The 18586-nt window shown below is 56.9% G+C and carries 13 protein-coding genes and 1 pseudogene; 3 read left to right on the forward strand and 11 right to left on the reverse strand.

Annotated features, from left to right (window positions below; all coding sequences use genetic code 11):
* Positions 1–6: 6 nt before the first annotated feature.
* From NUW46_RS12310 to NUW46_RS12325, 4 genes and pseudogenes are all read right to left on the reverse strand, one after another.
* Positions 7–1092, reverse strand: a complete 1086-nt coding sequence (locus NUW46_RS12310) for an amino acid ABC transporter permease (protein ID WP_069183293.1) — start codon at positions 1090–1092, stop codon at positions 7–9.
* Positions 1092–2265 (reverse strand): annotated as a pseudogene (locus NUW46_RS12315) (amino acid ABC transporter permease). The gene NUW46_RS12310 and the pseudogene NUW46_RS12315 overlap by 1 nt, the downstream one beginning before the upstream one ends.
* A gap of 103 nt (positions 2266–2368) precedes the next feature.
* Positions 2369–3394: an amino acid ABC transporter substrate-binding protein gene (locus tag NUW46_RS12320; RefSeq protein ID WP_291906986.1), complete on the reverse strand. Its 1026-nt coding sequence runs from the start codon at positions 3392–3394 to the stop codon at positions 2369–2371.
* 261 nt (positions 3395–3655) lie between these two features.
* Positions 3656–4519 (reverse strand): hypothetical protein, encoded by an 864-nt coding sequence (locus tag NUW46_RS12325; protein ID WP_418142036.1) that lies wholly within the window; start codon positions 4517–4519, stop codon positions 3656–3658.
* A gap of 251 nt (positions 4520–4770) precedes the next feature.
* On the opposite strand from NUW46_RS12325, the gene NUW46_RS12330 reads away from it, so the two are divergent.
* Entirely contained in the window at positions 4771–7749 is a 2979-nt protein-coding gene (locus tag NUW46_RS12330; RefSeq protein ID WP_418140221.1) for a hypothetical protein, read from the forward strand.
* Between the two features lie 84 nt (positions 7750–7833).
* Here NUW46_RS12330 and NUW46_RS12335 read toward each other — a convergent pair whose 3' ends face one another.
* The 4 genes from NUW46_RS12335 to NUW46_RS12350 all read right to left on the reverse strand — a co-directional run bounded on the left by NUW46_RS12335 (position 7834) and on the right by NUW46_RS12350 (position 11572).
* Positions 7834–8490 carry an OmpW/AlkL family protein gene (locus tag NUW46_RS12335; RefSeq protein WP_418140222.1) on the reverse strand — a complete coding sequence of 219 codons (657 nt, stop codon included), beginning with the start codon at positions 8488–8490 and terminating at the stop codon, positions 7834–7836.
* 158 nt (positions 8491–8648) lie between these two features.
* Positions 8649–9041, reverse strand: a complete 393-nt coding sequence (locus tag NUW46_RS12340) for an acyl-CoA thioesterase (RefSeq protein ID WP_305967337.1) — start codon at positions 9039–9041, stop codon at positions 8649–8651.
* Positions 9042–9109: 68 nt separating this feature from the next.
* Positions 9110–10690, reverse strand: a complete 1581-nt coding sequence (locus NUW46_RS12345) for a PQQ-dependent sugar dehydrogenase (protein WP_418140223.1) — start codon at positions 10688–10690, stop codon at positions 9110–9112.
* A gap of 111 nt (positions 10691–10801) precedes the next feature.
* Positions 10802–11572 carry a ferredoxin--NADP reductase gene (locus NUW46_RS12350; protein ID WP_069183288.1) on the reverse strand — a complete coding sequence of 257 codons (771 nt, stop codon included), beginning with the start codon at positions 11570–11572 and terminating at the stop codon, positions 10802–10804.
* Between the two features lie 145 nt (positions 11573–11717).
* Between NUW46_RS12350 and NUW46_RS12355 the strand changes: the two genes are divergently transcribed.
* Complete coding sequence (locus NUW46_RS12355; protein ID WP_136631971.1) at positions 11718–12602, forward strand: LysR family transcriptional regulator; 885 nt, start codon at positions 11718–11720, stop codon at positions 12600–12602.
* On the opposite strand, the gene NUW46_RS12360 is transcribed toward NUW46_RS12355, so the two are convergent.
* Positions 12594–13202 carry a tRNA-(ms[2]io[6]A)-hydroxylase gene (locus tag NUW46_RS12360; protein ID WP_153633563.1) on the reverse strand — a complete coding sequence of 203 codons (609 nt, stop codon included), beginning with the start codon at positions 13200–13202 and terminating at the stop codon, positions 12594–12596. The two genes, NUW46_RS12355 and NUW46_RS12360, sit on opposite strands and share 9 nt — an antisense overlap.
* Before the next feature lie 257 nt (positions 13203–13459).
* Between NUW46_RS12360 and NUW46_RS12365 the strand changes: the two genes are divergently transcribed.
* The gene (locus NUW46_RS12365) at positions 13460–16054 is read left to right on the forward strand and encodes a bifunctional aconitate hydratase 2/2-methylisocitrate dehydratase (protein ID WP_069183680.1); all 2595 of its coding nucleotides are present in this window, start codon (positions 13460–13462) and stop codon (positions 16052–16054) included.
* Positions 16055–16144: 90 nt separating this feature from the next.
* Here NUW46_RS12365 and NUW46_RS12370 read toward each other — a convergent pair whose 3' ends face one another.
* Positions 16145–16891, reverse strand: coding sequence for a sulfite exporter TauE/SafE family protein (locus NUW46_RS12370; protein WP_418140224.1), 747 nt, complete (start codon positions 16889–16891; stop codon positions 16145–16147).
* Positions 16892–17017: 126 nt separating this feature from the next.
* A complete protein-coding gene (gene putP, locus NUW46_RS12375; protein ID WP_222464765.1) occupies positions 17018–18508 on the reverse strand; it encodes a sodium/proline symporter PutP in 1491 nt (496 codons plus the stop codon).
* Between the last annotated feature and the right edge of the window lie 78 nt (positions 18509–18586).

Below are 18586 nucleotides of genomic sequence, written 5' to 3' on the forward strand. Positions count from 1 at the left end.
TACCCATCAGGTTTTATGACCGGTGTCGAGTTTGCGTTCAAGGTTCTGACTGTAGCGGGATATGCCGAAGCAAAAGACCCAGAAACAGAAAGCGACAAAGACATAGCCTTCGATCGCAACGTTTTGCCACGCGGGGTCAGTCACAGTGGACTGGACCGTACCAAGCACATCGAAGAGGCCGATAATCAGAACCAGCGTGGTGTCCTTGAACAGTGAAATGAAGGTATTCACGATTCCCGGAATCACCATTTTCAGCGCCTGGGGAAGAATAACGAGCCCCATCTTCCGCCAGTAGCCGAGCCCGAGGGCATCAGCTGCCTCATACTGGCCGCGAGGAATGGCCTGCAGACCGCCCCGGATGACCTCCGCCATGTAAGCAGACTGCCAGAGCGTGATACCAATCAGGGCCCGCGCCAGCTTTTCGAAGTTGACGCCTTCAGGCAGGAATAGCGGCAGCATCACCGAGGCCATGAACAGCACTGTGATCAGGGGCACCGCCCGCCAGACCTCGATGAACACCACGCTCAGACCACGAATGATCGGCATCTCCGAGCGCCGTCCAAGGGCCAGTAGAATGCCAATAGGCAGAGAGGCGAGGATGCCGATGTAGGCGAGAATCAGGGTCAGCATCAGGCCGCCCCATTTTGTGCTCTCGACAACCTCAAGGCCGAACGTGCCGCCAGGTATCAGGAAATACCCGATGATGGGCAAGCCAGTCATGCCGAAAATCCCGAGCCATTTGCGGCCAGGGAACCGCTCGATGAACTGGGGTACAAACGCAATGGCCAGCAGCAAGAACATGGCGTCCACACGCCACTGAAGCTCATCGGGGTAGAACCCGTAAATGAAGAAATTCAGACGCTGACTTATAAACAGCCAACAGGCGCCCGCGCCAGTACAGTCACTCGCATCCTGGCCCTGGAAGTTCGCTTCGAACAGCAACCAGTTCAGCAGGGGGCCGACACTGGTCACCAGCAAATAGCCAACGGCAAGGGTCAGCAAGGCGTTGTACCAGGTTGAGAACAGGTGCTCTCGCATCCACTTGATCGGACTGAGCGCCTTCTTGGGTGGTTTCATGGTTGACTCAGTCATCATCGCTCCTTAATCGCCACAGCCCGGTTGTAGATATTCATGAACAGCGAGATCGAGAGGCTGATCGTGAGATAAACCGCCATGGTGATAGCTACAACCTCGACCGCTTGCCCGGTCTGGTTAAGGGTGGTGCCCATGAAGACTGCAACGAGATCCGGATAGCCGATGGCCGTCGCAAGGGATGAGTTCTTCGCCAGGTTCAGGTACTGACTGGTTAATGGCGGGATGATGACGCGCATGGCCTGCGGTATCACAACCAGGCGCAACGTAAGTCCGTTAGGGAGTCCCAGCGCTTTGGCCGCTTCCGTCTGGCCCTTGCTCACTGACAGGATACCGGACCGGACTATCTCTGCGATAAAACTGGCCGTGTACAGCGACAATGCCACCCACAGGGCGGCAAGCTCAGGAATGATGGTAATACCACCACCAAAATTGAAGCCCCTTAGTGCGGGTACTTCCCATTCGAGCGGGCTGCCTGCGGCGAAGTAGGCAATTGCCGGCAACAGGACCAGTAGTGCAACACCAACCTTGAAGGTGGGAAAGATCTGGCCAGTAGCCAGCTGCCGCTTTTTGGCCCAGATTCGAATGCCAACAACGGCGGCAATGGCGATTGCCAGAGCCCCCCCAGACCAGCCCAAAACCGTCCTGTGCCAGGGGTTCCGGGACATAAAGCCCGCGGTTGTTGAGAAACATGGTACCGCCCACATCGATACTCTGGCGCGGCGAAGGCAAGGCGCCCAGAACGGCGAAATACCAGAAAAAGATCTGCAGCAGTAACGGGATATTCCGGATGACCTCGATGTAAACGAGGGACACCTTGGCAACCAGCCAGTTACTGGACAGACGGGCCACGCCGATGATGAATCCGAGAATCGTTGCAGCAACGATGCCCATTGCGGAGACCAGGAGGGTATTGGTCAGGCCAACCCAGAAGGTTCGGCCATAGGTCATGGTGGCATCGTAAGGGATCAGGCTCATGATGATGCCGAAACCTGCAGTCTCATCAAGAAAGCCGAAACCGGTGCTGATGCCCCGGCTCTCCATGTTGGCGAGCGTGTTTTCTACCAGTGTCCAGCCAGCCCAGAAAACGAGGGCTATGGCGACAACCTGGAAAAAGAGTGAACGTACCCGGGGGTCATACCAGGGCTTGGGCCCCGCAGGTCTTGAATCAATTGTTTGTTTTTTCATGCAATGTTCCGAAAGGCTTCCCTGCAGCTGACTTCATCAGAGATCACCGGAGCGCCGCTTGCGAGGCGCCCCGGTGTGCTTTCAGGTGTTACCGGACTGGCGGGGCATACATGATGCCGCCATCGGTCCACAGGGCGTTGATACCCCGATCCAGACCGAGCGGTGTGTCCGGACCCACATTGCGGTCGTACATTTCGCCATAATTACCGACCAGTTTCACAACCTTGTGACCGAAGTCGTCAGGCAGGCCAAGCTTGGCGCCCATGTCGCCATCCGTACCCAGCAGGCGCTGAATGTTCGGATTATCAGACTTCAGCATGTCGTCAGCATTGGCGCTTGTTACGCCCAGTTCTTCAGCGTTGATCTGCACTGAAAGCACCCACTTGACGATGTTGAACCACTGATCATCGCCCTGACGGACAACGGGGCCAAGAGGCTCTTTGGAGATGGTGTTAGGCAGGATTTTTGCGGCGCTCGGATCCTGAAGCTTGGAGCGCAAAGCTGCCAGCTGGGAACGGTCGGAAGTCAACACGTCACAGCGTCCGGCAGAGAAGCCCTGCACAGTCTGCTCGGAGGTGTCGAATACGATGGGTTTGAATTCCATCCCCTTGGCACGGAAATAATCGGAGAGATTCAGTTCGGTGGTTGTACCGGCCTGGATACAAATCGAAGCTCCGTCGAGCTGGAGCGCATCGTCTACCCCGATATCCTTGTTGATCAGGAAACCCTGGCCGTCGTAGTAGTTAACCCCGGCAAAATTGAGGCCCAGCGAGGCGTCACGGGTCAACGTCCAGGTGGTGTTCCGGGAGAGCATGTCGATTTCACCGGACTGCAGTGCGGTAAAACGCTCTTTGGCAGTGAGCGGCGTAAACTCGACCGCGCTGGCATCCCCGAAGATCGCTGCAGCTACGGCGCGGCAGGTATCAACATCGATACCGGTCCAGTTGCCCTTTTCGTCAGGCTGGGAGAATCCCGGAAGACCTGTGGTAACACCACACTGCAGGTGCCCCTTCTCCTTGACGTTCTCCAGAGTGGTGGCTGCCATGGCCCCAGTAGCCGAGAAGGTACCTACGGCCAGAGCAATCCCCAGGGCAATCGATTTCGTCTTTCTCATTGTCTTTTCTCCGAACATCAGTTGGTTTTTCGAGACGCATGGCCTCAGCAATTTGCGAGCCACACATCTTAAACCCATGATTTGTATTGTTTTTATCCGCCACCAGAGCGTTACAGACAGATCTGGAACCGGGTGGCGCTGTTTTATGCACTGATACAGTGCCCTCACTGCGGCCCCATGCGCCGAAAAAAGGCAGCTTTGAGGGCCGTGCCCCTTAAAAGTAGAACAAGGTTCGGTAAATGAACTAGTTTTTCTGCAAAATTATTCGGATATTTTCAAGACGGGGGGCTCTTTGTAGGTCTCGAGGCGCCTCAGCCACCCTGGCAACCAGCGTTCCCTTTCAATCGGGTCCTCTGCATTTTCAGCACGTCGTGTGAGGACCGTGGCGGCCGCTTCCCGAAATTGCTCAAGGGCACTTCGGTCAGATGGGCCAGACATTTCCAATAGCACCTGTAGCAGGCCCCAGCCCTGGTTGTTATAGCGTTCCGTCAGTGATAGCCCCTCACCCTTGAAATTTACATAATCAATAATGGCGTAGACGCCACCCGGGGTCTGAGCAAGAGCGTCCAGTCGTGCCGCCACGTCTGACTGTTGATCTGCCGGCGTTGCCTCAACGATCTGCCCGAGCGACTTTCTGGCCCGACGGAATATAAATTCAGCCTGGATCCCCTGGGTGCCGGCCAGAAACTCCCGCAGTTCCGCCAGCCGGGGCGAGTCGTCGACAGCCAGAAAATCGTCCTTGTCGTCCCAGGGTGCATCGAAAGGCTCGAGAGTTCGCAACCATTCGGGAATGTTGACTTGCCGCTGTTCCATGTATTCCACCAGGGCTGGAAAGCTTTCTACAAACCGCCCCTCTACGCCCTTCGGATACCAGATAAAGTGGCCAATACCCAGCGACGGGAACGCCTCACCATCGTTCCAGTGCACCAGGCACTGGAAACGGCCTGCACACTCGTTCCGGAAAATCTGTTGACCGACCCATTCCAACTGGGCGGAGGTCAGCGCCAGAGATATATCCCCGATTTGTATGCCTGCACTCGTGGTATCCACTCTGCCGGAATCGATTGCTGCCAATTTTTTGTCAGAGTCGCATCCAGCCAGACCCAAAAGGCCGGCCAAAGTTATTGCTGAAAGGGTTTTGAAAACCAATGAATTGCTCCTGATAGCCGATTCGTTCCCACAATCGTCTCCAAACGACCGCACACCCTGGATACGGAAACTTGAGGTACGTCAATACACAACACTCTACATGAGTTCTAAATTGCAGGTGCCGATAGTGCATTTTTTGGCCAGATGATCGAACCATCAACGCATCTGCCAACAATATGGATCAAGGCTCGGCTACATCGCCAAAGAGAGCCAGGGAGGTTTTGATTATGGGTTGTAAGTTTTTTCGGTCCGCAATGCCAGGCCTGCTGACAGCGGGTTTGGCCATCACACTGACAGGCTGCGGCAGCAGTGACAACGACGCATCACTTGGAACTCCCGAGGGGCAGGCCATTATTGAAGCATTCCTGACGGAGAAAGCCGTTCAGATCGGTGGCGCGACGACTGCCGTAGCCCGCGCGGATATGGGCGAGACTGATTACGCCGTTTACAACATGGCGAACCGGCTGGCGATCACCCCGATTCAGACCACCGCTGGTGCGGTGCATGAAATCGAGCTGGCAAACTTCATTCAGGATATTCTCGTTCTGCCCTATGAGGGCCGAACCTATGCATTGGCGGCAGTACGTGAGTCCGGCATTGCAGTGGTAGACATCACCGATCCTGCTGCGATGCAGGTATTGCATACCACGCCGGTAAATTATTACCAGGAAGGGATCACATTCGCCGAAGGAGGTGGAGACCTGGTCACCGATGTAGTCATTGAGGGCCATGGTTTTATCAAATCGCTGGAAGCTGATGACACCAATCTCTGGATTGCGGACGAGAGTTACGGGATCCATCGAACGGCTCTCGCCAATGTTATCAGCGCGACACCGACACTGGAGGATGATGGAACTCTTCTTATCGATGAAGAGGTCTACACGCTCCAGTATTCAGGGGAACACCCCTGGGGTGCACCGGCCGATTTACAACTGCATGCTGACGGCAACCTGTATGCAGCCATTGGCTTTCTGGGCCTTGGCGTTTACGACCCGGCCACCCTGGACCGGGTCGGCTACTACAACCTTTACACGGATACCGGTGTCACGGAAGACTGGTTCCTCAACATGGACGTAGCCACCGAGGTTTTCGATCCGGTCACCCACATAGATCCGGACACCGGCATGCCGAACTTCAACCAGGCATCCTTCGAAATCAAGGAGGTCTGGCATGGTGATGTAGACGCACCAACGCCTTGGGCGGATTTCGACCGCTATGGCAAGTACTACTACAAGGCCAACAAGCTGGACGTCGAAACCTACCAGGGTAGTGGCGAGACCATCGTCTATCTGGCCTACGGCCTGGGCGGGCTGGTGGCGGTCGATGCGACTGATCTGGCCAACATTACCTACCAGGGCTATGCCCCGGCTGTTCCGGCCCACGGCCCAGATGAACCTACCGGCGAGCAGTCACAGAGTCTGTTCCCCTATTTCGGGGTGGGCATGCTGAAGGAAGCCGGTGTGATCGACGTGGAAGTCGATACCGTCAATAACCGGGTCTTTTACGCAGATCACTTCGCTGGACTGGTCGCCCTCGAAAGCGCCGATGCGCCAGCCGGAAACTGGCAACAGGCGGGCGCTCCCTATGATAACGACCTCTTCCCTGACCGGCTTCACTGGCCTGACTACGAGTTCGTAACCTCCTATGACATGGGCGCCTGGGATCCGGACGACAATGAATCCCTGCCAATCTGGATGTATCAGTCGCCCAGCCTGCTGGTGACCGGGGAAGTCAGCGGCCACGGCAACGCTTTGTTCCTGATGCCCTCAGTGAGCGACACATCCGGCGCCGTTGATGTGGTGCAGGCCACTGGCGCCGGTGGACTCAACTTCATGGATCTGGGCGACCTGACAACCGGCGCCACAGACATGAGCACCAAGTTCACTGTGCCGGCGTATTTCGCCAGTACCAGCGAAACCAATGCCGCTGCGGATGGTTCACCAACCGCACCCCTGGCAGTCGGTCACACCCAGGGCGTCGCAACTTCCGCCCAATACCTGTATATGGCGGATGGCCCCCATGGCATGAGCGTATGGCAGATTGCTGATGCCAACGGTGTGGCCATCGACACGCCCCATGTGGTTGCCAACACAGTGGTCGATGAATATCAGGTCGACAACCCCGATGGATCAACCGTTTACCCGACCCCCCATGCCTATAACGTGATTCTTGGCGACACCGACCTGGCTTACGTCATGTCCCAGAGCCTGGGCTTGCGTCGCGTCGATGTCAGCGCCGCCGAATCCGGCCAGGGTGTCGAGGGTGCACCGATGCTGCTGACACCGCAGCCCTCGGACTTCTACGAGCATAATCTGGCCAGCGGCTCCTACGGCGACATCAGCCGGCAGGACCACGCTTACGATGTCGATTTTCACGACAGCTATGCCGTGGTGGCCGATGGCAGCAACGGGCTCACAGTCTATGACATGACCATGAACCCGTCTGACGGCACGGGCAACCACGTGGTCGCCAACCTGGGCTCAGCCACCGGTAATCCGTTACTCGGACGTACTTCTGGCGTCGAGCTCTGGACCAACCCCGAAGACGGCAAGATCTATGCCTTCGTCGCGGCCGGCCACTCCGGTATCGCGGTGGTTGATATGACAGCCCTCCTGGTGGACGGAGTAGCCCCGGGGATGGAACTGGTCAAGATCTTCCAGCCAATCAAGATTGAGGAAGAACTGGACGGCACCGTACATATTGGCAAGGCCGATAGTCGCAGCGTGGATGTCGATGTCGTAGGGGACCACGCCTACTTCAGCTACGGCGGCTTTGGCCTGCTGGCATACAGTATCCAGGATCTTCTGGCACCTCTGCCCGATGGTGTTGAACCCGACAAGATCTGGACCATGGGAAGCGGCGGCTATGACTATCGCCCCGAAGCGGTCGCTCAATACCGCCTGCAGGCCGAACCGGGACTGGAAGAATCAGATCCTGAGGCCCTGTACATGACGCCCCAGTATTTCCCTGCAAACGAGCTGTTAATTGACAGCGAAGGCCACTGGTATACCCTGGACGAGCCTCGACTGCTGTTCTACGTGGCCTATGGCGAAGCCGGCGTTGCCAAGCTCGACTGGAGTGATCCGGCCAATCCGGTCCTGATGGAACATCAGCATACCGTGGGTGAAGCCACCGGGACCGCGATCGCAAATGGCCGGGTCTACGTGGCAGATGGCGGCGGTGGCCTGGTGATCTTCCGTCAATAAAGCGGATAAAGCACAACAAAGAAGGCCGGGAACTCCCGGCCTTCTTTTATTTCCGTTACGTGTATTTCAGTCACTTGCTTCGGCCTAGAACCGATAGCCTACACCCAGAGAGAATACGACCGGATCAATCTCCATCTCCACAGTTTCATCAATGGCTCCGGAGAATGCGGCATCTGCATCCAGCAAGGTATAGCGGGCATCAAAATTGACCGACACCGGGACACCAAAATCCATCTCAACCCCCGCCAGAAAGGTCGGAGTGAAGGTGCTGTCGAGATTCACATCCAGGCCAGGGGGGTTGGCGTTCTCATCATAAAACTTGTTGAACGCAACGCCGGCACCCAGGTAAGGCGTGACAGCGGATGTATTGTCAATAAACAGGTTCACTGTGAGATAGGTCGGGACATATTTAACGTCACCGATGGCTCCAATGCCCAGATCCTTCAACTGCCTGTTGCCCTCAAGGTCAGACGAGTATGGCAGTGACGAACTGAGTTCAAGGGCCAGGGCGTCTGTAAAAAACCAGCCCACCGACCCGCCGAGAGTGACATCGCTGTCCAGGCGGACCCCGCTTCGGGGTATGGACGAAAAGCTCCCACTTCCGGTATCCGGGTCCATTGCGCTCATGCCCGCACGTATGTAGAAGTCACCTGTCTCGGCAAGAACGGGACCAGCCAGAGACATTCCCAACACTGACACAAACGCCGCACTTGCCATACGTGGAACAGAAAATCCCTTCATGATGATTCCCTCCCCGGAACGAGTTTCGATGGGATGGCCTGCTGCTATTGTTGCTATTTCGATCTGTTTCAGCCTAGCGACAATTCGGTCTGGCAGTATTGACCGACATCATGATCCGTGATTCTGACAGGAGGTAGGGGTCCCGACCATTTGCAACGTCAGTCTACGAGGTGCTCGGAGAGCTTGGCTCTGATGTCGTCAGGAATCGGCAGGGCTTTCTCGGTCTCGTAATCAAAATGAATCAACACGGCGACGCCCCGCGCTATCTGCTTATCGCCCTGCCAGGCTTCCTGAACCACATGGAACGAGGAATTGCCGATCTTGCCGATACCCGTTTTGATCTTGACCGGAATATGCCAGTAGCTCTGGGCCAACAGGTCGATTTCCAGGCGCGCAATGATCAGCGGCCAGGTCTCCGCCTCAAGGGTGGGATGGAAAATCCGGAAAACCGGCGTTCTGGCCTGCTCGAACCAGACTGGCAGACTGGTATTGCTGATATGCCCAAGGGCATCGGTATCGCTGAAACGTGGTTCCAGTTCCAGATGAAACATGGTGGCTTCCCCTTTTCTGAAAACCGCCTACTATACACCGGCCACACGCAAACAACCCAGATCTCCGACTAAGGCACGATACGCAGAAGCTGCCCGTCGGCGCTGTCGGTAAGCAGATACACTGCGCCCTCAGGTCCGGTGGCAACATCCCGAATCCTCTCGCCACGCTTATGGAGCATCGTTTCTACGTCGCTTGCTTGCTGTCCGGAGAGCCTCACCCTGTGCAGACTTTTCTCGGCCAGCGCTCCGACTAGCAGGTCACCCTGCCAGCCCGGAAACAGTTCGCCCCGGTAGCGGGTCATCCCTGAGGGCGCGATAGAAGGCGTCCAGTGCAGCAAGGGTTGCTCCATACCCTCCCGTTCAACAAAGGGCGTGATCATTGCTCCGGTGTAGTCTATGCCGTGAGTGATCACCGGCCAGCCATAGTTTTTTCCCGGCTCTATCAGGTTAATCTCATCCCCACCGCGCGGGCCGTGTTCATGGGCGATCAGCAGGCCCTCAACGTCGTCGTAGACCAACCCCTGAACATTTCGGTGCCCGTAACTGTAGATTTCTGGTAGAGCGCCTTCCTGGCCGACGAAGGGATTATCCGCGGGGGCGGAGCCATCCGCATGAAGGCGGACAATTTTGCCCAGATGACTGGAGAGGTTCTGCGCCTGCTCACGGTAGTCGAAACCGTCGCCCAGAGTCACAATCAACGTACCATCGGGAAGCCAGGCCATACGGCCGCCATAGTGCGCACTTCCCTGTTTGGCGGGTTGAGCCCGGAATATCTCGACAACATCCGTCAGCGCGGATCCCTGCAACCGACCCCGGGCAACGCAAAGGTGATTCGCAGAGGCGGTGCCGCAGGCATAGGCGAGAAAAACCTCCCGGTTAATCTCGAAGTCTGGCGACAGCAGGACATCAAAAAGGCCAGCCTGGGCATCATTGTAAACCGGCGGCACTCCCGTAATCGGCTGCTCGCTCAAGGCCCAATTAGCGGCGATTCGCCGCAGTCGCCCTGCCCGCTCTGTTACCAGGGCGCCACCGTCTGGGAGAAATGCCAGGGACCAGGGATGTTCAAGGCCCGACACCAGGGTTTCAACGGAATAGCCGTCGGCAGACTCGGCCTCAACCGGCCCCGACTGCCAACCAAGGCCAACGGTCAGAAAGCAGACCGCGACAACGGGAACTGAGAAGCCGCCGGTCGCTGCTCTGCGAGGTTCCGTCAAACGGGCAAAGAGCCAACCGGCGAATGCCGCTGTCAGCAGCATTGCGAACAGTCCACCGGTGGTTCGGGTTGCCGCAACGAGCGTCGGCATTGGCAAGAGTGCGTTGACAGTTGCAAACGCAACCCACAAACCGGCGCCTCCCGCCAACACAAAAAGCGGAGATCGCGAACCCGGCCCCACCAGACGGGCAAGGCCTGCCGCAGTCATCTGGGAAACCAGGAAACTCACTCCAAAGAGAATCCCGTAGACAGGCGCGAAGGATCCCAGGTCATGAATCGTGGCGGAGAGTCGTGCCTTGGCGTCGATCTGAACCCCCAATTCCTGAAGCGCCAGCAGGTTGAACTGAGTCTGCACCAGGGTCCCGATAACGACACCGACGACGAGCGCAATGACAAAGCTCACCAGGTTTCTTTTGTTTTTGTGTGTGCCAGCCATCCTGTCGCCTCCGGAGTTTTACCCTTTATACGAACCATTCTGTCAGATACAAACACAAAAAAGCCGGAGCATCACGCTCCGGCTTTTTGGCGGCAGGTTCACCCTGCACATTTACTGCTCCACAAAGGCCCGTTCAATCACGTAATGCCCCATGTCGCCGCCCCGGGCTTCCTTGAAACCCATGTTGTTCAGGATGGCGCAGGTGTCCTTGAGCATGCTCGGGCTGCCGCAGATCATGAACCGATCGTTTTCCGGATCGAAGTCCGGCAAGTCCAGATCGCGGGTAATCTTCCCGGTTTCCATGGCATCGGTCAGCCGGCCCCGGTTGCGGAACTCTTCGCGAGTGACGGTGGGATAGTAAACCAGCTTGCCCTTGACCATTTCGCCGAAGTATTCGTTCTCCGGCAATTCCTCAATCTCCTTCTGATAGGCCAGCTCGGACACGTAACGAACGCCATGGGTCAGGATCACCTTATCGAAGGCCTCGTAGACCTCTGGATCCTTGATGATGCTCATGAAGGGGGCAAGCCCGGTACCGGTGCTGATCAGCCAGAGGTTCTTGCCCGGCAGCAGGTTATCCAGAATCAGGGTACCCGTTGGTTTGCGGCTTACCAGAATTTCGTCGCCCACCTGAATCTTCTGTAGACGGGATGTAAGTGGGCCGTCCTGCACCTTGATCGAGAAGAACTCAAGCTCTTCCTCGTAGTTCGCACTGGCAATACTGTAGGCGCGCATCAGCGGCTTGCCCTCGGTCTCCAGACCGATCATGACGAAATGACCGTTTTTGAAACGAAAGCCCGGATCACGGCTTGTGGTGAAGCTGAACAGGGTATCGTTCCAGTGATGGACGCTGGTAACTTTCTCTTTGATCAGGTTGCTCATGTAAACCTCTTGCCTGTTCGATACGCTGTTTTACGGCGAATGATTTAACTTTGGATTGCGCTCAGTCTAACCCGGCACTAACCTATCGGGAAAATGGGATATTCTCATAACCTTATTCGAGTGAGCCGATTAAGAGCGAAAAGTTATGAAATACAGTTTCCGACAGCTGGAGGTTTTCCTTGCAGCGGCACACTTCCAGAACATTACCCGGGCCGCCGAATCGCTGGCCATGTCGCAGTCAGCAGCCAGTAGTGCACTTAAAGAACTGGAGAATCAGTTCGATATCCAGCTCTTCGATCGCGTTGGCAAACGGCTTCAGTTAAACGAACTCGGGCGACTTTACCGCCCCAAGGTGGAAGCCGTCCTGGCCCAGGCGAACGAACTGGAACAGGCCTTCAGCAAGCACACGGAAGTGGGTGCGCTCAAAGTAGGTGCCACGCTTACTATCGGAAACTATCTGGCCGTGGGTGTCATGGCCCAATACATGAATACCCCTACACACCCCAGAGTCTCTCTGGAAGTGGCCAACACAAGCACCATTGCCAGACGAGTCAAGGACTTTGAGTTGGACATCGGGTTGATTGAAGGCGAATTACAGTCACCTGAACTGGATGTGTTGCCCTGGCGAGGTGATGAGCTGGTGGTTTTCTGCTCTCCGAGCCATCCTCTTGCCGGCAAGAAGTCTCTCTCCGACGAGGACCTGCGCAGCGCCACCTGGATCATGCGGGAGCCAGGGTCAGGAACCCGTCAGAGCTTTGAGCGAGGCATGCACGGGCTGCTGCCGGATCTGAACGTGCTGCTGGAACTGGAACACACTGAAGCCATCAAGCGCGCCGTAGAGGCGGACCTGGGCATTGGCTGCCTGTCTGAAGTGGTGCTGGCAGACGCGTTCAAGCGGGGCAGCCTGGTGCCGCTGACGGTCCCGGAACACCGACGATTTGATCGCCAGTTCTATTTTATCCTGCACAAGCAGAAATACCGCAGCGCCGGCATTGATGCCTGGATAGAGCTGTGCCGGCAGCTACGCTGAGACCGGCCCGCTGTGGAACCGGAACTCCGTATCCGGCTCTTCGACCAGCGCTTTCTCAAGCGCCAGAAATTCTGCCACTCGCGCCTCGATAGGCTCACCGGCAGCCTGCTCGGCCAAAGACAGATAATCCTGATAATGTCGGGCTTCGGATTTCAGCAGGCTGGTGTAGAAGTCCGCCAGCTTCTCATCCAGAAATGGCGCCAGGGCAGCAAAACGTTCGCAGGAGCGCGCTTCGATAATAGCGCCCACGATCAACACATCCACCAGACGTCCGGGATCTTCGGTGCGAACTGCCTGTCTCAAACCGGCAGCGTAGCGGGCCGGCGTCAGGTGACAATACTCCACGCCCCGCTTTTTCATGATCGCCAGCACCTGCTCGAAATGCCTCAGCTCCTCACGGGCCAGCCGGGACATCTTGTTCAACAGGTCGGTGTTGTCGACATAACGGTACATCAAACTCAGCGCTGTGGAGGCGGCCTTTTTCTCGCAGTGGGCGTGATCAATCAGCATCAGATCCTGATTCGCCAGGGCGTTGTCGATCCATTGTTGCGGGGTCCGGCACGGCAGGAAGTTGTGAATCTCTTGCAGGGCGTCGTTCATGGCTAAGCACATTGGTTAATTGGCGGCGGGCGAGTATAGCGCACTTAACAGATTCCTCCGACCTCTGTCCAACTTAACTTTATAAGGGGTTTCCTATAGAATGCAGCGCCAGATTGAGGAGTCTCTGAATAAACCCTGAAACCCCATCGGTGATTTGAGGCATTATTCAGAGGCTCCTGCGGCCTTTCCGCCAAAAACCGCCCGCCAAGGCATGAAGCCAACGGCGCGGGACATTCCAACTGATGAGGGTCCATATCGTGTTAGAAGCCTATCGTGAACACGTTGCTGAACGTGAAGCCCTGGGTATTCCTCCCAAGCCCCTGAACGCCGAGCAAACCGCTGCTCTGGTCGATCTGCTGAAAAACCCGCCGGCCGGCGAGGAAGATACCCTGGTGTATCTCCTGGAAAACCGTGTGCCGCCAGGTGTGGATGAAGCCGCCTACGTGAAGGCCGCTTTCCTGACCGCCATTGTGAAAGGCGAAGCGTCTTCTCCGCTGCTGGACAAGCAGACAGCGGTCAAGCTGCTGGGCATGATGCAGGGTGGCTATAACATCGCGACTCTGGTCGACCTTCTGGATGACTCCGAACTGGCCGAACTGGCCGGTGAACAGCTCAAGCGTACCCTGCTGATGTTCGACGCCTTCAACGACGTGAAGGAAAAGATGGACGCAGGCAACCCCGTTGCCAAGGCAGTCATTGAATCCTGGGCCAACGGCGAGTGGTTCACCAACAAGAAGAAGGTACCCGAGAGCACCAAGATGGTGGTGTTCAAGGTTACTGGCGAAACCAACACCGACGATCTGTCACCGGCTCCGGATGCCTGGTCCCGCCCGGACATCCCTCTGCACGCCCGCGCTGCCTACAAAATGGAGCGCGACGGCCTGAAGCCGGAAGAGCCCGGCGTTACCGGCCCCATGAGCCAGATCGACGAAATCAAGTCCAAGGGCCTGCCCGTTGCCTTTGTTGGTGATGTTGTCGGTACCGGTTCTTCCCGTAAGTCCGCCACCAACTCTGTTCTGTGGTTCTTCGGTGAAGACATCCCGGGCGTGCCCAACAAGCGTGCCGGTGGTGTCTGTATCGGTAACAAGGTTGCTCCGATCTTCTTCAACACCATGGAAGATGCCGGCGCCCTGGTTTTCGAGGCTCCCGTTGACAACATGAACATGGGCGACGTGATCGAGATCCGTCCGTACGAAGGCAAGATCCTGAACGAAGCCGGTGAAACCATCTCCGAGTTCAAGTTCAAGTCTGATGTGATCCTGGACGAAGTTCAGGCCGGCGGCCGTATCCCCCTGATCATTGGCCGTGGCCTGACTGCCAAGGCTCGTACAGCACTGGGCATGGGCGCGACCGACCTGTTCCGCCTGCCGAAAGATCCCGAAGCCGGCACCAAGGGCTTCACCCTGGCCCAGAAGATGGTCGGTAAGGCCTGTGGCCTGGAAGAAGGCAAAGGCGTTCGTCCGAACACCTACTGCGAGCCGCACATGACCACCGTAGGTTCCCAGGACACCACCGGCCCGATGACCCGGGACGAGCTGAAAGATCTGGCATGTCTGGGCTTCCAGGCTGATCTGGTTATGCAGTCCTTCTGTCACACCGCTGCCTACCCGAAGCCGGTTGACGTGGAAATGCAGCACACCATGCCGGACTTCATCCGCACCCGTGGCGGTGTTTCCCTGCGCCCGGGCGACGGCATCATCCACTCCTGGCTGAACCGCATGCTGCTGCCGGACACCGTCGGCACCGGTGGTGACTCCCACACCCGTTTCCCGATGGGCATCTCCTTCCCGGCCGGTTCCGGCCTGGTTGCGTTTGCCGCTGCCACCGGCGTAATGCCGCTGGATATGCCGGAGTCTGTTCTGGTTCGCTTCAAGGGCGAAATGCAGCCCGGCATCACCCTGCGCGACCTGGTACACGCCATTCCGCTGTACGGCATCAAGCAGGGCATGCTGACCGTTGAGAAGAAAGGCAAGATCAACGAGTTCTCCGGTCGCATCCTGGAAATCGAAGGCCTTGAGCACCTGACCGTTGAGCAGGCGTTCGAACTGTCTGATGCCTCTGCCGAGCGCTCCGCAGCCGGTTGTACCATCAACCTGTCTGAAGACTCCGTAGCCGAGTACCTGCGCTCCAACATCACCATGCTGCGCTGGATGATTGCCGAAGGTTACGGCGACCCGCGTACCCTGGAGCGTCGCGCCCAGCAGATGGAAGAGTGGCTGGCTGATCCGAAGCTGATGCGTGCCGACAAAGATGCCGAGTACGCCCACGTTATCGAGATCGACCTGGCTGACATCAAAGAGCCGATCGTATGCTGCCCGAACGACCCGGACGACGCCAAGTTCCTGTCCGAAGTGGCAGGCGACAAGGTGGACGAAGTCTTCATCGGTTCCTGCATGACCAACATCGGTCACTTCCGTGCCGCTGGTAAGCTACTTGAACAGCACAAGGGTCCGCTGAGCACCCGCCTGTGGATGTCTCCGCCGACCAAGATGGATCAGGCCCAGCTGATGGAAGAAGGCTACTTCAACACCTACGGCACTGCCGGTGTTCGCACCGAAATGCCGGGCTGCTCCCTTTGCATGGGTAACCAGGCGCGTGTAGCACCGAAGTCGACGGTTCTGTCCACGTCCACCCGTAACTTCCCGAACCGCCTCGGTGATGGTGCCAACGTGTACCTGACCTCTGCGGAACTGGCAGCTGTGGGTGCGGTTCTGGGCAAACTCCCCTCCCCTGCGGAGTACATGGAGTACGCCAAGGACCTGAACAGCATGTCGAAAGAGATCTACAAGTATCTCAACTTCGACCAGATGGAGAACTACACCAAGAAGGCTGCCGAGGCGAACGTTGCCTAAGCGCTGACCTTCAGGTCTAGCTCCACAAAAACGCCAGCCCTCGGGCTGGCGTTTTTTATGCCTGCTTACATACCCGGGACGCCCACATACTCAGTCGATAATAAGCCTCACCAGAATCGCAGCCACCATAACGAGGGTAATCCCCTTGATCCAACGTGCGCCGCGTTTGCTCATATTGACCCGGGTAGCGATAAACGCACCGGTAACGTTGCCCAGTGCCAGGGTCAGGCCCACGCCCCAGCGCACCTGATCGTTAAGGGCGAACACTACCAGTGCTGCAAAAGTAAATGGCAGCACGATCGAGACCTTGAGAACGTTCACCTGGCGCAGGTCGATCTTGAGCATGTGGTAAAGCACCACAAGGAAAAGCACTCCGACACCAACCTGAATGAATCCGCCGTACATGCCAACCACGAACATCGCCAGGTAGACAGCCGGACCCAGGCGCTCAGGCGTCAACGGACGGGTATTGAGAACGGGCTGCGGCAACAGCATGAAGACAGAGGCGCAAATCATGGCCGCCACGAGCACCCATTCGAACACCTTATCGGAAACCCAGGTAGCGACCCAGGCACCCACAAGAGAACCCAGAACCGCTGGAATCGCCAGGTGCAGGCTGACAACAAGGTTGCCATGCCCCATGCGGTAGAAGCTGCCTACCGCAGTGACACTCTGCAAGGTTATCGCCACCCGGTTCGTGCCGTTGGCCACCTGGGGCGGCAGACCGAGAAACATCAACAGGGGCAGGGTCAGCATGGAACCGCCGGCTGAGAGAACATTAATAAAACCGGCAATGCCGCCGATCGTCAGCAAAGCCCCGATTTCCAGAACAGTCACTCAGCGCGCTCCATCCAAGCTTGGGGGATACGACAGTAGACCCCTCGATAAGGAATCATTATGACTAAAAAAAGGACTCCCGAAGGAGCCCTTTTCACTTCTGATAACGCTTTTCAAGCGTTTTTTTTACCGTTCGATGTGCTGGTACTCACCGGCATCGGCGGTTACCGAGCTCACTACCAGGATTGCGATGAACGCCGCAATGAAGCCCGGAATAATTTCATAGACACCCGGGCCACCCATGAACGAGCCGTTCCAGCCCAGGGAGATCCAGATAATGACCGTAGCGGCTCCGACAACCATACCCGCAATCGCGCCTGCACCATTGGTGCGCGGCCACATCAGTGACAGGATGATCAGAGGGCCGAAAGCAGCACCAAAGCCTGCCCAGGCGTTGGCAACCAGCGCAAGGACCTGAGAGTCCGGATCGGAGGCGATGAAGGCTGCGACCAGACCGACGAGGACAACGCACACCCGGCCGATATTCACGCATTCCTTATCAGTTGCTTCCTTACGCAGGAACAGACGATAGAAGTCTTCTGTCAGCGAGGAGGAAGACACCAGCAGCTGACTGGAAATTGTACTCATAACCGCCGCCAACAAGGCTGCATACAGGAAGCCAGTAATTAGGGGATGGAACAGCATATCGGACAGAATGATAAAGATGGTCTCAGGATCCTGGATGTCCATACCATTGCGAATGGCGTAGGCGCGACCAAAGACACCCAGTGAGATCGCACCGATCAGGGAGATCAGCATCCAGCTCATGCCGATGTTCCGGGCAACCGGTACATCCTTCAGGGTACGGATGGCCATAAAACGCACGATGATATGGGGCTGACCAAAGTAACCCAAACCCCAGGTAACCGCAGACAGCCAACCTATGAAGGTCAGGCCTTCCGTCCAGGACAGCAGCGTCGGATCAACTTCATTCAAAGTTTGTGACGCCTGGGCAAAACCACCGCCACCTTCGCCAAACAGCACAACGGCCGGCATAATCACCAGCGCCAGCATCATGATGCAGCCCTGCACAAAGTCCGTCATGCTCACGGCCAGGAAACCACCGACCACGGTATAGGCCAGAACCACGCCCAGGGTAATGACGATACCAACCGCGTAATCACTCAAGCCACCGAAATTGAAGATCCCGGAGAAAGCGCTTTCGAACAGCTTGCCACCGGCAACCAGACCTGACGCCGTGTACACTGCGAAAAAGATAACAATGACGATCGCAGATACTGTTCTGAGGGAAAGTGCCTGCGTCGGGAAGCGATTCGCCAGGAACGAGGGAATGGTAATGGCATTTCCGTAGTGAACGGTCTGCTCACGAAGCCGTGGCGCAACCAGCGTCCAGTTAAAGAATGCCCCCACGAGCAGGCCAATACCGATCCAGGCCGATCCGAGACCGGAAGCAAACAGCGCCCCTGGCAGACCCAGAAGCAACCAGCCACTCATATCAGAAGCGCCGGCTGAAAGCGCAGCCACCTTCGGACTGAGGGCTCGACCGCCCAACATGTAGTCCTCGGATGAAGAAGTAGCTCTGCGCATGGCATAAACGCCAATGGCGATCATGAGCGCAAAGTAAGCAAATAGACTGATCCAAACACCAATAGCCATAAGGGCTCCTCCGGTTTAATGAGTCGGAATAGATCCGCTCGCAAAGCACATGGCTGACCTTCTGCCAACTCGCTGCAC

It is taken from the genome of Marinobacter sp. MA (assembly GCF_048298425.1).
GTDB classification, from domain to species: Bacteria; Pseudomonadota; Gammaproteobacteria; order Pseudomonadales; family Oleiphilaceae; genus Marinobacter; species Marinobacter salsuginis.

Coding starts and splice junctions, on each gene's coding strand:
- putP (WP_222464765.1), bottom strand. CDS start 18,508: ATGGCTATTGGTGTTTGGATCAGTCTATTTGCTTACTTTGCGCTCATG.
- NUW46_RS12310 (WP_069183293.1), bottom strand. CDS start 1,092: ATGACTGAGTCAACCATGAAACCACCCAAGAAGGCGCTCAGTCCGATC.
- NUW46_RS12340 (WP_305967337.1), bottom strand. CDS start 9,041: ATGTTTCATCTGGAACTGGAACCACGTTTCAGCGATACCGATGCCCTT.
- NUW46_RS12335 (WP_418140222.1), bottom strand. CDS start 8,490: ATGAAGGGATTTTCTGTTCCACGTATGGCAAGTGCGGCGTTTGTGTCA.
- NUW46_RS12355 (WP_136631971.1), top strand. CDS start 11,718: ATGAAATACAGTTTCCGACAGCTGGAGGTTTTCCTTGCAGCGGCACAC.
- NUW46_RS12330 (WP_418140221.1), top strand. CDS start 4,771: ATGGGTTGTAAGTTTTTTCGGTCCGCAATGCCAGGCCTGCTGACAGCG.
- NUW46_RS12345 (WP_418140223.1), bottom strand. CDS start 10,690: ATGGCTGGCACACACAAAAACAAAAGAAACCTGGTGAGCTTTGTCATT.
- NUW46_RS12350 (WP_069183288.1), bottom strand. CDS start 11,572: ATGAGCAACCTGATCAAAGAGAAAGTTACCAGCGTCCATCACTGGAAC.
- NUW46_RS12320 (WP_291906986.1), bottom strand. CDS start 3,394: ATGAGAAAGACGAAATCGATTGCCCTGGGGATTGCTCTGGCCGTAGGT.
- NUW46_RS12360 (WP_153633563.1), bottom strand. CDS start 13,202: ATGAACGACGCCCTGCAAGAGATTCACAACTTCCTGCCGTGCCGGACC.